Below are 15,148 nucleotides of genomic sequence, written 5' to 3' on the forward strand. Positions count from 1 at the left end.
CTGAACCACACGCAGGCCGCGCGGCCAGCGTGACGGCGCACGCGCGTGGCATCCTATGCGGATGGCCCGCATCCCCGACGCATTCATCGACGACCTGCTCGCACGCACCGACATCGTCGAGGTGATCGGCACGCGCGTGCCGCTGAAGCGCCAGGGCAAGGAGTACGCGGCGCGCTGCCCGTTCCACGACGAACGGTCGGCCTCGTTCACGGTGTCGCCAACCAAGCAGTTCTACCACTGCTTCGGCTGCGGCGCGCACGGCACCGCGATCAGCTTCCTGATGAATTACGACCGCCTCGAATTCCTCGACGCGGTCGACGAGCTGGCCAAGCGCGCCGGCATGGAGATCCCGCGCGACGCCCAGCAGCGCGGTGCCGCCCAGGCCGCCGGCGACGACCATCGCGACCTGTACTCCGCGCTGGAAGCGGCGGCCAAGTTCTTCCAACGCCAGTTCGACGGCAGCGAGAAGGCGCGCGCCTACCTGGACGGCCGCGGCGTGGACGCGGAGAACCGCGCGCGCTTCCAGATCGGCTACGCCCCGGACGGCTACAGCGCGCTGAAGGACGCGCTGGGCACCGACGAGCGCCGGCTCAAGCTGCTCGACCGCGCCGGGCTGTTCTCCAAGAACGACCGCGGCCACGTCTACGACAAGTTCCGCGACCGGGTGATGTTCCCGATCTTCGACCGCCGCGGCCGGGTCATCGCCTTCGGCGGCCGCGTGCTCGACAAGGACGACGGCCCCAAGTACCTGAACTCGCCGGAGACCGCGCTGTTCCACAAGGGCCGCGAACTGTACGGCCTGTGGCAGGTGCGCCAGGCCAACCAGAAGATCGAGCGGCTGATCGTGGTCGAGGGCTACATGGACGTGGTTTCGCTGTTCCAGTTCGGCGTCACCCAGGCGGTGGCGACGCTGGGCACCGCGACCACGCCGGACCATGCCGAACTGCTGTTCCGCAACGCGCCGGACGTGTTCTTCTGCTTCGACGGCGACGCCGCCGGCCGCCGCGCCGGCTGGAAGGCGCTGGAATCGGTGCTGCCGCGGATGAAGGACGGGCGTCAGGCGTTCTTCCTGTTCCTGCCCGATGGCGAGGATCCGGACACCATCGTGCGCAAGGAAGGCGCCGCGGCCTTCGACGCGCGCCTGGTCCAGGCCACGCCGCTGTCGCAGTTCTTCTTCGACGAACTCTCGCGCGAGATCAACCTCGGCACGCTCGACGGCAAGGCGCGCCTGGCCGAACGCGCGCGGCCGATGCTGGCGCAGATTCCCGACGGCGCCTTCGGCGACCTGATGCGCCAGCGCCTGGCTGAGCTCACCGGCATCGGCGCCGCCGCACCGGCAGTCGCCACGGCCGCGGCGAGCCGGCCGCCGCCGCGCGCGCCGCGCCCGGCGCACAAGCGCAGCCTGGTCCGCGAGGCGATCGTGCGCCTGCTGCAGGCGCCCTCGCTGGCGCTGGACCTGCCGCCGCCCTACCCGTTCGCCGGCCTGCGCCTGCCCGGCATCGAGCTGATGATCGAACTGCTGCAGATCGTGCATGCGCGCCCGGAGATCACCACCGGCGCCCTGCTCGAACACTTCCACGAACGCGAGGAACTGGCCGCACTGCAGAAGCTGGCGGTGCAGGAGATCGCCGGCGAGACCGCCAGCTGGCGCCAGGAACTGCACGACGTGGTCGTGCAGCTGGAAAAGCAGACGCTGCAGCAGCGCCTGGACGAACTGCAGGCCAAGCAGCGCGCGCAAGGGTTGGACGAGACCGACAAGTACGAGCTGCGGGAACTGTTGAAGGCGCGTGCGGGGCTGCATTGAGGACTCACCTGCGCTGCAGCCCGCATACGGTGCAGGGCGGCGACCGTCGTGCCGATCATCGCTGTTGCATCGGCGCAGATTCCGCTTATGCCGTCGACTTTGCAGGATCGGTCACGCCCAACGCCTCGCGCGCTTTTGAGAAACGTTCGGCCAGTTCCTCGCGCTCCGCTTCCATCCGCGCGGCCAGGGCATCCAATTGCGCCTCGCTATCACGCATTGTGGTCTGAAGCGCATGCGAGGGCGGCAGCACGGGCTGAAGCTTGGCCGCAATCAACGTCTCATACGCATCGGTGTGCTGAATCCTCACCTGATTCATGAAAGATCTAAAATCGCTCGGCTTATCACCACTTACCTTTCCCGGAAGCGACTGATTGGGGATCTGCGCATAACCAATGCGCGATGCCAACGAACTGGCGATCGCAAAATCGACAAAGTGATTGACGTCGGGGATCGACACATTTCCGTACAACTTCGTCTTGATATCGCCCAGCATGTTTATTCTCCAGGCATGCGGCACCGCATCAAGCGTATTCCACAGATCGCAATTCCACGACTGATATCCCGTGGCACCGGATGGTTCCGCCGGAAGCGCCTTTGCATACGCCTGCGCGAACACTCCATTCCCCGGCGTGGCACCAGCGGTGGGATAGCAATACACCGCCTTGTATCCACTGAGTTTGTTAGCATTCTTGAGCCAGAACGCCATAGTCGGCGACAAGGCACCGCCAAGACTATGTCCGGCGAAGATCACCGTAGCATCGCTATGCGCCACACTCTGCAGGAAATCGCATAGGCTCTTACCCGGCGCCATCGCCTTGGCCGGGCTGACCATCTGCAGCAGATGCCATACTCCCAGAGCAGTTCCCATCGAGATAAAGGGGACATTCGGCGCCCATGGCCACACGGCCCTGGTCGGCGGACTCTTGTCTAGTGGATTGAAGTGGGAAAAGTCCACAACCGGCACCACATTGAAATCCTCGATCAGCCAGTCGTAAAGAGAATTCGGGTTGGTAGCTGCGATCGCCACGACGTACACGTCTCCGGCGATAGCGCCCACGTCGCTCGCCTTGGCTACGAACATCGCATTTTCCGAAAGGTCGGAACCATCCATCTGCCACACCTGCGGTCCCCAGACCAACTCCCAGCTGCCGATGGCATTCTTCGCCGGCTGCGACGCCAGCGTATTTTGTAGCACTGCTTGGTAGGCGGCCTGCAGCTGTACCGCTGTTCCCTTTTGGGTACTGACCCAATTAGCCAATGTCGAAAGCGCAAAAGCGGTCTGATACTGGTCGTACGACATATGCAAGCTCCGAGTCCGTGGCAATGCCTGGAGGAGCGGGAAGCACAAACGCGTGCACGACGCGCCTGCGTGCCCGGCGCGCTCCCCATCGACCGGGTGGCCGCAATCTAGCAAGCTGCCGGTACGCGCATTTGACCGAAACGGCCGTCACCGCAACATGTCTGCGAGTTGTCTACGCCGTGCGTCCGGATTCGCGTGCGGGCGCCATGCTTTCTAAAATGCACGACTCCCCCCGCTCGACCTTCCCCGATGATCAAGTCCTGGCTTGCGCGCCTGCGCATCGAACCCTTCACCCTGGCGCTGCTGTGCACGGTGCTGCTGGCCTCGCTGCTGCCGGTGCAGGGGCGCGCGGCGTCGGTGATGGACGTGGTCACCGATCTGGCGATCGCCGCGCTGTTCTTCCTGCATGGCGCGCGGCTGTCGCGCGCGGCCATCGTCGCCGGCGCGCTGCACTGGCGGCTGCACCTGACCATCTTCGCCGCCACCTTCATCCTGTTCCCGCTGCTGGGCCTGCTGTTCAAGCCGCTGTCGCACTGGCTGCTGACCCCGGACCTGTACATCGGTGTGCTGTTCCTGTGCACGCTGCCGTCCACGGTGCAGTCGTCGATCGCCTTCACCTCGATGGCCGGCGGCAACGTGCCGGCGGCGGTGTGCAGCGCCTCGCTGTCGAGCCTGCTCGGGGTGTTCCTGACGCCGCTGCTGATGGGCGTGCTGACCGACGCGCAGAACGCCATGTCCAATCCGCTGGAGGCGATGGGCAAGATCATGCTGCAGCTGCTGGTGCCGTTCGTCGCCGGCCATCTGCTGCAGCGCTGGATCGGCGGCTGGGTCGAGCGCCGCCGCGCGGTGCTGCGCTACACCGACCAGAGCACCATCCTGCTGGTGGTGTACACCGCGTTCAGCGCCGCGGTGGTCGAAGGCCTGTGGCGCAAGACGCCGCTGCCGGCGCTGCTCGGCGTCGCCGTGGTCGGCGCGGTGCTGCTGGCGCTGGCGATGGCGTTGATCACCTTCGGCGCACGGCGCCTGGGTTTTTCCCGCGAGGACGAGATTCCGATCGTGTTCTGCGGCTCGAAGAAGAGCCTGGCCACCGGCGTGCCGATGGCCAAGGTACTGTTCGCCAGCGGCAGCCTCGGCGCGATCGTGTTGCCGGTGATGATCTACCACCAGATCCAGCTGATCGTCTGCGCGGTGATCGCGCAACGCTACGCGCGCGCGGCGAAGGCAGAAGCGACCGGCTAGCGGCGAACGGCAAGGGGCGGCCGCGGGCGCCGGCCGGCACGCCGCGCCGACGCGGGCCGCAAGTGCGTGTCATGCGCCGCGCAGCACCTGCACGGGCGGCATATGCAGATGCGCAGCCGGCATGAGCGATGACGGCAACGGCTGCGTACAGTAGACGGCCGGCACGGCCGGCGCCGTGTCTCCCTCCCCTCCCGGTGCCCCCATGAGCCGCATGTTCCGCCGTTCCGCGACGATCTCCGCCAGCCTGGCCGCGCTGCTGGCGCTGAGTGCCTGCCAGCAAGCGCCCGCGCCGGCCGCGCCCAAGGCCGCCCCAGCGGCGCCTGCCGCCGACAGCGCCGGCATCGCCTGGCGCGAGGGCGACGTCGACGACGCCTTCGCCGAAGCGCGCGAACACGACAAGCCGGTGCTGCTGTACTGGGGCGCGGCCTGGTGCCCGCCCTGCAATCGGCTCAAGGCCACGCTGTTCAAGGACCCGGCGTTCATCGCCCGCACCCGCGCCTTCGTCGCGGTGCACCTGGACGGCGATTCGGAAGGCGCGCAGGCCTGGGGCGAGCGCTTCGGCGTCAAGGGCTATCCGACCATCATCGTGCTGCGGCCGGACCGCAGCGAGATCACCCGCCTGGCCGGGGACAGCGATACCGTGCGCCTGGCCGAGGCCCTGCGCGTGGCCGCGACCCGCACCACCACCTCGGCACAGTTGCTGCAGCAAGCGCTGAAGGCGCCGGCCACGCTCAGCGCCGACGACTGGACCCTGCTCGGCGAATACGGCTGGGCGGTGGATGCGGCGCAATTGGTCAAGCCGGGTCAGGCCGCCGACGTGCTCACGCGGCTGGCCGCGGCCGCGCCGCAGCTGGCCTTGCAGCGCCGTTTCGCGTTGCTGGCGCTGGCCGCGCAGGATCCGGCCAAGGCTGCCAAGGTGGATGCCAAGCACCGCGCCGCCGACCGCGAATTGCTGCAGGCGGTGCTGGCCGACCCGGCCGAGGTGCGCGCAAACCGCAGCACGCTGACCTATGCGGCGCGCGAGCTGGTGCAGGCCGCGGCCAGCGATGCCGCCGAGCGCAGCACGCTGTCGGCCGCGCTGACCCATGCGCTGGACCAGGTCTACGCCGACAGCAGCCTGCCGATCAGCGATCGCCTGGACACCGCTGCCGCGGACATCGCCCTGGCGCGGTTGGCGCAAGGCCAGCCGGCCGAGGCCGGCGACGGTCCGCATCCGCCACTGCCGCCGGCGGTGGTCGCCAAGGTGCAGCAGCGCGTGCACTGGGCCGAGCAGGCCGCCAGGACCGACTACGAACGCCAGTCCACGATCAGCAGCGCCGCCGGCCTGCTGGACGCCGCCGGCGACAGCGCCGGTGCCGAACAACTGCTGCTGGCCGAGCTTCAGCGCAGCAAGACCCCGTACTACTACATGCCGGAACTGGCCGGCCTGGCCGAGGCGCGCGGCGACAAGCAGACGGCGCTGTTCTGGCTGAAGAAGGCCTACGAGAACGCGCAGGGCCCGGCCACCCGCGTGCAGTGGGGCGTGCTCTATGTCGATGGGCTGGTCCGGCTGCAGCCGGACAATTCGGTCGCGATCGAGGCGGCCGCCGGCCAGGTGATCGGAGAGTTGGCCGGCCAGCCCGACGGCTATCACCAGCGTACCCGGCAGCGTTTCGACACCCTGGCCAAGACCCTGCAGGCCTGGAGCAAGGGCCACGACGGCAGCGCGGTGCTCGCGCGGCTGCAGCACAAGATGCAGCAAAGCTGCGGCAGCCAGGCAGGCGACGGCTGCCAGCATTGGTTGGGGTGAGCGCGAGAGGCGCCTCGCGCACCACGGCAGGGCACTGCGCCGGCGGCGACCGCCGGTGCCTGCACAGCTGCCTGCTCCCGACCCGGCGGATCTGCCGCGTCGCAGGACGCGACAGCCCCCCTCACGCCCACGACGCGGCAGACGCGCCGTGGGCTGGGCCGCTCCCGATCAGGCCGCCACGCGCACCGGCGCCTGGTTGGCCGCGCGCTGCTGCTCCTTGGCGGTATGCGCGTTTAGGCCGCTGGCCTGGTTTTCCAGCGCGCGCGCCGCTTCGGCCATCTTTTCGACCAGCGCCGCGTTCTGCTGCGTGGCGGTGTCCATCTGCACCACGATCTGGTTGACCTGGCCGATGCCGGCACTCTGCTCACGGCTGGCGCCGGCGATGTCGGTCATGATGCGCTGCACCTCGCGCACCGAGCCGAGCAGTTCTTCCATGGTGGCGCCGGCGCGTGCGACCAGCGCCGAACCGCGATCGACCTGCTCGCTGGAGCTGGCGATCAGGCCGCGCACTTCCTTGGCCGCATCGGCGCAGCGCTGCGCCAGGCTGCGCACTTCGGTGGCGACCACGGCGAAACCACGGCCCTGCTCGCCCGCACGCGCCGCTTCCACCGCCGCGTTCAGCGCCAGGATGTTGGTCTGGAAGGCGATGCCGTCGATCACGCTGATGATGTCGGCGATCTTGCGTGAGGCGCTCTCGATGCCGGCCATGGTCTGCACCACGTCGCGCACCACCTCGCCACCGCGCTGGGCGACGTCGCTGGCACCATCCACCAGGCGGTTGGCGTGACCGACGTGCTCGACGTTGCGCTGCACGGTGCCGGTGATCTCCTCCATCGAGCTGGCCGCCTCTTCCAGCGCCGCGGCCTGCTGCTCGGTACGCCGGGCCAGATCGTTGTTGTCCTCGACCATCTCCGCGGCCGCGGTCTGCAGCGTGTGCGCCGCCTCGCCGAGCTGACGCGTGGCATGGATGTCCAGCAACGCGCCGACCGCACGCAGCGGGGTGCCGTCGGCGGCGCGCTTGGTCAGGCCGCGCGCGTGGACCCAGCGGTACTCACCGCTCTTCAGCTTGATCCGATACTGAATGTCGAAGCCGGTCCGGCCGGTGCGGTCGTTGATATGCGACGCGAAGGCATTGAGCGCGAATTCCGCGTCCTCCGGATGCAGGCGCGAGGACCAACTGTCGAGCACGTTGGGGAACTCGGCCTCGGAGGCGAAGCCCAGCAACGCGCGGAACTGCGGCGACCACCAGAACTCGTTGGCCGGATTGATCGGATCGCCGGCGGTCACGCTCATGTCCCACAGGCCGTCGTTGAGCATCTGCTGGCCCAGCTCGAAGCGCGTCAGCACGATGTCCAGGAACGCCTCGCGCTCGCGCCGCTCGGTGATGTCGGTGAGCGCGCCGGCCACCCGCAGCGGTAAGCCCTGGGCGTCGCGCTGGGTGGTACCGATCGCGCGGAACCAGCGGTACTGGCCGTTCTTCAGCTGCAGGCGGTAGTCCACGTCGTACGGGGTCTGGCCGCTGCGGTCGCCCAGGTGCTTGGCGAACGCGTCCAGCGTGGCCTGCTTGTCGTCCGGATGCAAGCGCGAGGCCCAGCTGTCGAGCACGTTGGGGAAGTCGAGCTCGGAGGAGAAGCCCAGCATCGCGCGGAACTGCGAGGACCACCAGAATTCGTTGGCGGGGTTGATCGGATCGCCGGCGATCACCCGCATTTCCCACAGGCCGTCGGTGGTCGCCTTGGTGACCAGGTCGAAACGGACGCGCATGTCGTCCACATTGGTGAGGGCGCTGTCGGCCTGCGCACGGGCGCGGTCACGCTCGGCCTCGGCCTCGCGCAGGCGCTCGGTCAGTGCCTGCAGCTTCGCCGCGTCTTGCTTGCTCTTGCCCCACATACGTGTCTCCGCGGCTGTGCCGATCTTGGTCGTTCGCCCGGTAACGACCGCGACCGGCAACACTTGAGCGGAAAACTGAACGACCCGTTCAGGCGATCCAGTGATCGACCAGCAGGAACGCGAACAGCGCCATCAGGTACACGATGGAGTAGCCGAACATGCGCATCGAGAACATCTCGTCCGGCGGGTCGAGCATGCGCCAGGCGTACCAGAGGAACACCGCGTCCAGCACCAGGGTGCCGCCGAGGTAGAACACCCCGCTCATGCCCACCGCCACCGGCAGCAGCGTCACCACCACCAGCAGCACCGTGTACACCAGGATCTGCCGGCGGGTATGCGCCACGCCATGGGTGACCGGCAGCATCGGGATCGAGGCCTTGGCGTAGTCGGCGCGGCGGAAGATCGCCAATGCCCAGAAGTGCGGCGGCGTCCACACGAAGATGATCAGCACCAGCAGCGAGGCATAGGCCCAGTCCCACTGGCCCTGCATGCCGGTGATCGCGGCCCAGCCCAGCAGCGGTGGCGCCGCGCCGGCCAGGCCGCCGATGACGATGTTCTGCGGCGTGGTGCGCTTGAGGAACACCGTGTAGATCACCGCATAGCCGATCAGCGAGGCGAAGGTCAGCACCGCGGTGATCCCGTTGACCCACACCACCAGCACGGTCATCGACAGCGCCGTCAGCACGGTGGCGAACAGCAGCACCTGCCACGGCAGCACCTTGCCCACCACCAGCGGACGCCAGGAGGTGCGCGCCATCTGCGCATCGATGCGCGCGTCCAGCAGCTGGTTGATCGCCGCCGCCGCCGAGGCCGCCAGCCAGATGCCGAAGAAGCCGAGCAGGCCGGTGCGCACCTGCGCCCAGGTCGGCAGCCCCGGGATCGCCAGGCACATGCCGACCAGGGCGGTGAACACGATCAGCGCCACGACCTTGGGCTTGGTCAGGTCCCAATAGTCGCGCCAGTGGACGCGATGCGCGCTCATTGCGGCGCCCGCAAGCGCGCCAGCAACGACACCAGCACGAACAGCAGCGCCACCGCGCCGGCGTTGTGCAGCACCGCCACCGGCAAGGGCAGCGCCAGCTTGACGTTGAGGATGCCCAGGCACACCTGCGCGACCAGCAGCAGCGCCAGCGCCGCGGCCCAGCCGCGCATGCCCGGCGTGCGGCTCAGGCGCCAGCTCAGCCACAGCAGGTAGGCCGCCACCACCATCGCCATCATCCGGTGCGCCATCTGGATCGCGATGCGCGCCGCGCCGTCGAGCACGCCGCCTTCGTAGTCCACGCCGATGCCACGCCACAGGGTGAAGCCCTCGCGGAAATCGTGCGGCGGCCACCACTGGCTGACGCAGCGCGGGAAGTTGTCGGCCGACCAGCTGCCGCCGCCGCAGGCCAGCGCCGCATAGTTGGCGCTGACCCAGCCGCCCAGCGCGATCTGCAGCACCAGCACCGCCACGCCCAGGCGCAGCAGCCACTTCAGGCGTGGCGCATCGGCCAGGGTGATCGGCAGGTGGGTGGCGCGCCAGGCCATCCACACCAGCAGCGAGAACATCAGCAGGCCGCCCAGCAGATGCCCCATCACCACGATCGGCTTGAGCAGCAGGGTCACCGTCCACATGCCCAGCAGGGCCTGGAAGATCACCACCGACAGGGTCAGCACCGCGGCACGGGCCAGGTCGTCGTTGGACCAGCGCAGCGCCGCCAGCAGCAGGATCGCCTCGCCGCCGACTGCCACCAGCATCGCCAGCCCCGGCCAGCCGGACATGTACAGCGGGATCGACAGCGCCACCAGCGACGCCGCCGTCACGATCTGGGCGATGCCGAGCCGGCGCCGCCGCGCCGCCAGCAGCGACAGCACCAGCACCTCCACGCCCAGCGCACCGGCCAGGAAGCGGTGGATCTGCTCGCGCCACGCCTTGTGCGTTTCCAGCGGCCGGATCTTGCTGGCGGCGTGGGTATCGGCTTCGGCACTGGTCTGTGGCCAGGTGATGCGCCCGTAGCAGGTCGGCCAGTCCGGGCAGCTCATGCCCGCATCGGACAGGCGCACGAACGAGCCGAACATGATGGTGCTGGCGGTGAACAGCGCCGCCAGCCAGGCCATGCGGTGGAAATGCCGGAACAGCGCCGGGCGCGCGAACAAGGTCATAGGAAGCGGCTCACAGGAGTTTCAGCAGTTTCGCCAGGTCCGCGCGCAACCCGGCCGGGTCGAACCCGGGGGCATAGCGCAGCACCACGAAACCGTTCGGATCGATGACGTAGACCGGCACCCCGGCCGCATCGCGCACCCGCGGGAGCGCCGCCAGCAGCGCCGGATCCGCGCGCAACGCTTGCACCTGCGGCAGGGCCTGGGCGGCGGCCGGCGGCGTGCCGATCCACAGGATCTGCACGTGGTCGGCGTCGTGGCCGAACAGTTGCCAGACCTTGTCCAGATCGCGCGCCAGCGCCTCGCAGGCGCTGCCGCAGTCCGCTGGCGGCGCCAGCGCGATGCGCCACAGCCGCCGCTGCGGCTCCCAGGCGTAGACGCGGCCATCGGCCAGCCGCGGCTGCAGCGCGCGCAGGTCGGCCGGCGGCTGCAGCAGTTCGCCGTGGTTGCGGCTGGCGGCCGGCTGCCAGCCGGAAAAGCGCAACGCGCCGGCGACCAGCATCGAGCCGAAGAACAGGACGAACAACACGATCAGCGGCCAGCGGCCGCGTGCGGCCGCCGGGCGCGGGGCCGGGGTGGGAGCATTCATGCCGGGGATTTTCTCATGCGCGCGCGCTCAGCGCCCGCCCCGTCCCCTGCGCGCGCGCCAGCTGAGCAGCGCCGCGGTGACCAGCACCGCCAGCGCCAGGCCGAACCATTGCACCGCGTAACCCAAGTGGCGCTCGGGCGGCAGCGTGTTCGGCAGCAGGTCCAGGTCGCGCGGGTAGCCCAGCGGCAGGGCCGGATCCAGGCGCAGCACCTGCGACAAAATGTCGCGGCGGCCGAGCGCCTCGCCGATCGCTCCCGGCTCGATGCGCATCGCCAGCCAGCGCTGCGGCGACGGCGCCGCCACCAACGCCGGACCCAGGGCCAGTCCATGCGACGGTGCCGGTCCGAGCAGGCCGGCCACGGTGTAGCGGCCCTGCAGCGGCGCCGGCTCGGGCAGCGCGCGATCGGCCGGCAGCGGCAGCCAGCCCAGTTCCACCAGCAGCGGCGCCGCCGCGCCGTCGGCCAGGAACGGCTGGTACACCTTCACCCCGCTGCGGCCCTGCCGCAGCTGATTGTCGAGCAGGATCTGCCCGGGCAGGAAGCGGCCAGCGCCATGCACCCAGCGCAACTGGCCTGGCGGCGTCGCACGCAGCGCATCGGCCAGCGTCTGCGGACGATCGCGCACATGCGCCGCCTGCGCCAACAGCACCTGCTTCTCGTGCATGCGCTGCAACTGCCAGCGGCCGAGCATGCAAAAGCACACCGCCACCGCCACCGCGACGCTCCAACCCAGCCACAGCGGCATGCGCCGGCGCGCACCCACGCGCGAGGCAGCGGCGAGGGTCATAATGCGGACACACCATGCGCCGAGACGCCCATGAACGACTCGCTGAAGACTTTGCTGATCGTCGCGTTCCTGCTGCTCATCCTGTGGAACCTGGGCGCCGGCCTGTACTACCTGTTGGTGGACCGCGGCCAGAGCAAGCGCACGGTGAACGCGTTGACCTGGCGCATCGGCCTATCGGTGTGCCTGATCCTGCTGGTGATCCTGGGCATCTACACGGGAGTGATCAAGCCTCACGGACTTGGCCGCTGAGAAACCGGGAATGGGGAATCGGGAAAAGAGAATCGGCAAAGGGGGAGCGCAAGCGATAGCCGTGCTTGCGATTCCCAATTCCCGATTCCCTATTCCCAGCCCTCAAAGCACATAGACGAACAGGAACAGCGCCAGCCACACCACGTCGACGAAGTGCCAGTACCACGCCGCCGCTTCGAAGGCGAAGTGGTTGTCGCGGCTGAAGTGGCCGCGGCTGATCCGCAGCAGCATCACCAGCAGCATGATCGTGCCCAGCAGCACGTGCGCGCCGTGGAAGCCAGTGAGCATGAAGAAGGTCGAGCCGTAGATGCCCGAGCCCAGGGTCAGGTTGAGTTCCTTGTAGGCATGCATGTACTCCTCGGCCTGGAAGTACAGGAAGGTGCAGCCCAGCGCCACGGTCAGCGCCTGGAACACCATCAGCCGGGTGCGCTGGCCAGCCTTGAGCGCGTGGTGGGCGATGGTCAGGGTGACGCCGGAGCTGAGCAGGATCAGCGTGTTGATCAGCGGCAGGCCCCAGGCCGGGATGGTCTGGAACTGGCCGCCGATGCCGCCCGGGCCGTTGGTCGGCCAGGCGGCGGAGTAGCCGTCCCACAGCAGCGCATTGGTCATCACCCCGTCGCCCTCGCCGCCCAGCCACGGCAGGATGAAGGTACGGGTGTAGAACAGCGCGCCGAAGAAGGCGCCGAAGAACATCACCTCGGAGAAGATGAACCACACCATGCCCATGCGGAACGACACGTCGACCTGGCGGTTGTAGTGCCCGGCGATCGATTCGCGGATCACATCGCCGAACCACATGAACAGCGTCGCCACCAGCATCGCGATGCCGGTGAAGAAGGTCCACTTGCCCCAGGACGCGTCGTTGAGCCAACTGGCCACGCCGATCATGGTCACGAACATCGCGATCGAGCCGATGAACGGCCAGCGGCTCTGGCTGGGCACGTAGTAGGCGTTGGCGGTGGCGTCGGTGCTGGGCTGGGCCATGGCAGGCATTCCGGTCGGGTCAGGGAGCCGCGCGCGCGGAACCGGCCAGTTTCGGCGATCCCAGTTCCGCGCTCAGCGCATCGTTCTTGTAGAAGGTGTAGGACAAAGTGATGGTGCTGATGTCGCTGGGCAGGTTGGGATCGACGATGAAGCGCACCGGCATGTCGCGTTTCTCGCCGGCCTGCAGGGTCTGCGCGGTGAAGCAGAAGCACTCGGTCTTGGTGAAGTAGCCGGACGCGCGTGCCGGCGCCACCGACGGCACCGCACTGCCGACGATGGCGTGCGCGCCATCGTTGTGCGCGTAGTACAGCGCCTCGTTGAGTTCGCCCGGCACCACCTGCATGGTCAGCTGCTCCGGATGGAACGACCAGGGCAGCTTGGAGTTCACCCCGCCATCGAACTGCACGGTGACCGTGCGCTTGCCCGCGAGCGGTTTGCCGGCCTGCGGTCCTTCGCCGGGGCCGCGCTCCAGGCGCACGCCGAACACCTTCTCGCAGGCGATGCGGTACAGCGGCACCAGCGAGAAGGTCAGCACGAACACCGCCAGCGCAACGCCGACCAGCTTGAACAGCCCGGCGCTGCTGTGCACCCGCGGCGCTGGCGCGTTCATCGGCCCAACACCCCCGAGAGGACGAAGGCGACGTAGATCGCCAGCGCCACCGCGCCGACCACCAGCGCGGTGCGCACCGCACGTTTGCGGCGCAGGACCAGGTCGTCGAGCGGCGGTTGCGCGGTCATCAGTGGCTGATGTCGTCGTGGGCCAGATCGCCGGGCTTGAGCACCGGCGGCAGGGTGAAGGTGTGCGCCGGTGCCGGCGACGGCACCGTCCACTCCAGGCCGCGCGCGCCTTCCCACGAGCGCGCTTCGGCGCGCGCGCCGTTGCGCAGCGACGCCAGCAGGATGCCGGCCATCAGGAACGGAGTGACGAACATGCCGAACGCACCGATCGAGCTGACCAGGTTCCAGTCGGCGAACACCACGTTGTAGTCGGGGATGCGCCGCGGCATGCCGGCCAGGCCGAGGAAGTGCTGCGGGAAGAACAGCAGGTTGACGAACAGCATCGTCCACCAGAAGTGGAACTTGGCCCAGGTCTCGTTGTACATGCGCCCGGTCCACTTCGGCCACCAGTAGTACACCGCCGCGATCAGCGCGAACACCGCGCCGGTGACCAGCACGTAGTGGAAGTGCGCGACCACGAAATAGGTGTCGTGGTACTGGAAGTCGGCCGGCACGATCGCCAGCATCAGCCCGGAGAAACCGCCGATGGTGAACAGGATGACGAAGGCGATGGCCCACAGCATCGGCGACTCGAAGGTCATCGAGCCCTGCCACATGGTGCTGACCCAGTTGAACACCTTCACCCCGGTGGGGATGGAGATCAGCATGGTGGCGAACATGAAGTAGATCTCGCCGCCCAACGGCATGCCCACGGTGAACATGTGGTGCGCCCAGACGATGAAGCTCAGGAACGCGATCGCCGCGATCGCGTAGACCATCGCCTGGTAGCCGAACAGCGGCTTGCGGCTGAAGGTCGGGATGATTTCGCTGATCACGCCGAACGCCGGCAGGATCATGATGTAGACCTCGGGATGCCCGAAGAACCAGAAGATGTGCTGGTACATCACCGGGTCGCCGCCGCCGGCGGCGTTGAAGAACGAGGTGCCGAAGAACTTGTCGGTGAGCAGCATGGTCACCGCGCCGGCCAGCACCGGCATCACCGCGATCAGCAGGAACGCGGTGATCAGCCAGGCCCAGCAGAAGATCGGCATCTTCAGCAGGTCGATGCCCGGCGCGCGCATGTTGAGCACGGTGGCGATGATGTTGATCGCGCCCATGATCGAGCTGATGCCGGCGACGTGGATGGCGAACACCGAGAAGGCGACGTTGTAGCCGCCCTGCAGCATCAGCGGCGGATACATGGTCCAGCCGCCGGCCGGCGCACCGCCGGGCAGGAACAGGGTCAGCAGCAGCAGAGTGAAGGCCACCGGCAGCAGCCAGAACGACCAGTTGTTCATGCGCGGCAGCGCCATGTCCGGCGCGCCGATCTGCAGCGGGATCATCCAGTTGGCCAGGCCGACGAAGGCCGGCATCACCCCGCCGAAGATCATCACCAGCGCGTGCACGGTGGTCATCTGGTTGAAGAACTCGGGCTTGACGAACTGCAGGCCCGGCTGCGCCAGTTCGGCGCGGATCACCACGCTCATCGCCGCACCGATGACGAACATGGTGAAACTGAAGAGCAGGTACAGCGTGCCGATGTCCTTGTGGTTGGTGGAGAAGAACCAACGCTCGACGAAGCTCTGCTGATGCCCGTGCTCGTCGTGGTGATCGACTGCCGAATGGGCCATGGCGGCTACCTCAGAAAAGGAATGCTGGAGA

The 15,148-nt window shown here is 68.2% G+C and carries 14 protein-coding genes; 4 read left to right on the forward strand and 10 right to left on the reverse strand.

All coding sequences use genetic code 11. The features are described 5' to 3' along the window. Positions 1 to 61: 61 nt before the first annotated feature. Positions 62 to 1,804 carry a DNA primase gene (gene dnaG / locus CEK69_RS17275; protein WP_152180577.1) on the forward strand — a complete coding sequence of 581 codons (1,743 nt, stop codon included), beginning with the start codon at positions 62 to 64 and terminating at the stop codon, positions 1,802 to 1,804. 85 nt (positions 1,805 to 1,889) lie between these two features. On the opposite strand, the gene CEK69_RS17280 is transcribed toward dnaG, so the two are convergent. Then, entirely contained in the window at positions 1,890 to 3,104 is a 1,215-nt protein-coding gene (locus CEK69_RS17280) for a hypothetical protein (protein WP_152246944.1), read from the reverse strand. 249 nt (positions 3,105 to 3,353) lie between these two features. On the opposite strand from CEK69_RS17280, the gene CEK69_RS17285 reads away from it, so the two are divergent. Both CEK69_RS17285 and CEK69_RS17290 read left to right on the forward strand, forming a co-directional pair. Then, positions 3,354 to 4,343, forward strand: a complete 990-nt coding sequence (locus tag CEK69_RS17285) for a bile acid:sodium symporter family protein (protein WP_017914365.1) — start codon at positions 3,354 to 3,356, stop codon at positions 4,341 to 4,343. 202 nt (positions 4,344 to 4,545) lie between these two features. Next, complete coding sequence (locus tag CEK69_RS17290) at positions 4,546 to 6,132, forward strand: thioredoxin family protein (protein WP_152246946.1); 1,587 nt, start codon at positions 4,546 to 4,548, stop codon at positions 6,130 to 6,132. Between the two features lie 168 nt (positions 6,133 to 6,300). On the opposite strand, the gene CEK69_RS17295 is transcribed toward CEK69_RS17290, so the two are convergent. The 5 genes from CEK69_RS17295 to CEK69_RS17315 form a co-directional block, all read right to left on the reverse strand. Beyond that, positions 6,301 to 8,022 (reverse strand): PAS domain-containing methyl-accepting chemotaxis protein, encoded by a 1,722-nt coding sequence (locus tag CEK69_RS17295; RefSeq protein WP_152246948.1) that lies wholly within the window; start codon positions 8,020 to 8,022, stop codon positions 6,301 to 6,303. A gap of 88 nt (positions 8,023 to 8,110) precedes the next feature. Continuing rightward, positions 8,111 to 9,004 (reverse strand): heme o synthase, encoded by an 894-nt coding sequence (gene cyoE / locus CEK69_RS17300; protein ID WP_152246950.1) that lies wholly within the window; start codon positions 9,002 to 9,004, stop codon positions 8,111 to 8,113. Beyond that, positions 9,001 to 10,164, reverse strand: coding sequence for a COX15/CtaA family protein (locus CEK69_RS17305; RefSeq protein ID WP_152246952.1), 1,164 nt, complete (start codon positions 10,162 to 10,164; stop codon positions 9,001 to 9,003). The genes cyoE and CEK69_RS17305 overlap by 4 nt, the downstream gene beginning before the upstream one ends. Before the next feature lie 10 nt (positions 10,165 to 10,174). Continuing rightward, positions 10,175 to 10,750 carry a hypothetical protein gene (locus CEK69_RS17310; protein WP_148829646.1) on the reverse strand — a complete coding sequence of 192 codons (576 nt, stop codon included), beginning with the start codon at positions 10,748 to 10,750 and terminating at the stop codon, positions 10,175 to 10,177. Between the two features lie 27 nt (positions 10,751 to 10,777). Then, positions 10,778 to 11,536: an SURF1 family protein gene (locus tag CEK69_RS17315; RefSeq protein WP_152246954.1), complete on the reverse strand. Its 759-nt coding sequence runs from the start codon at positions 11,534 to 11,536 to the stop codon at positions 10,778 to 10,780. A gap of 30 nt (positions 11,537 to 11,566) precedes the next feature. Here CEK69_RS17315 and CEK69_RS17320 point away from each other — a divergent pair, with 30 nt between their 5' ends. Then, the gene (locus CEK69_RS17320; RefSeq protein ID WP_010341612.1) at positions 11,567 to 11,785 is read left to right on the forward strand and encodes a twin transmembrane helix small protein; all 219 of its coding nucleotides are present in this window, start codon (positions 11,567 to 11,569) and stop codon (positions 11,783 to 11,785) included. 102 nt (positions 11,786 to 11,887) lie between these two features. Here CEK69_RS17320 and CEK69_RS17325 read toward each other — a convergent pair whose 3' ends face one another. From CEK69_RS17325 to ctaD, 4 genes are read right to left on the reverse strand one after another with little or no spacing between them, the layout of a single operon-like run. Further along, entirely contained in the window at positions 11,888 to 12,769 is an 882-nt protein-coding gene (locus CEK69_RS17325) for a cytochrome c oxidase subunit 3 (protein ID WP_010341611.1), read from the reverse strand. Between the two features lie 19 nt (positions 12,770 to 12,788). Beyond that, on the reverse strand, positions 12,789 to 13,379 hold the full coding sequence (locus CEK69_RS17330; RefSeq protein ID WP_017914171.1) for a cytochrome c oxidase assembly protein: 591 nt from the start codon (positions 13,377 to 13,379) through the stop codon (positions 12,789 to 12,791). Then, positions 13,376 to 13,507, reverse strand: a complete 132-nt coding sequence (locus CEK69_RS21435) for a hypothetical protein (RefSeq protein WP_017914172.1) — start codon at positions 13,505 to 13,507, stop codon at positions 13,376 to 13,378. Before CEK69_RS21435 ends, CEK69_RS17330 begins: the two co-directional genes overlap by 4 nt. Continuing rightward, positions 13,507 to 15,117 carry a cytochrome c oxidase subunit I gene (gene ctaD, locus CEK69_RS17335; RefSeq protein WP_017914173.1) on the reverse strand — a complete coding sequence of 537 codons (1,611 nt, stop codon included), beginning with the start codon at positions 15,115 to 15,117 and terminating at the stop codon, positions 13,507 to 13,509. The genes CEK69_RS21435 and ctaD overlap by 1 nt, the downstream gene beginning before the upstream one ends. Positions 15,118 to 15,148 lie beyond the last annotated feature (31 nt).

The sequence above is a fragment of the Xanthomonas sp. LMG 12462 genome, from assembly GCF_009192885.1.
Classification (GTDB): domain Bacteria; phylum Pseudomonadota; class Gammaproteobacteria; order Xanthomonadales; family Xanthomonadaceae; genus Xanthomonas_A; species Xanthomonas_A sontii.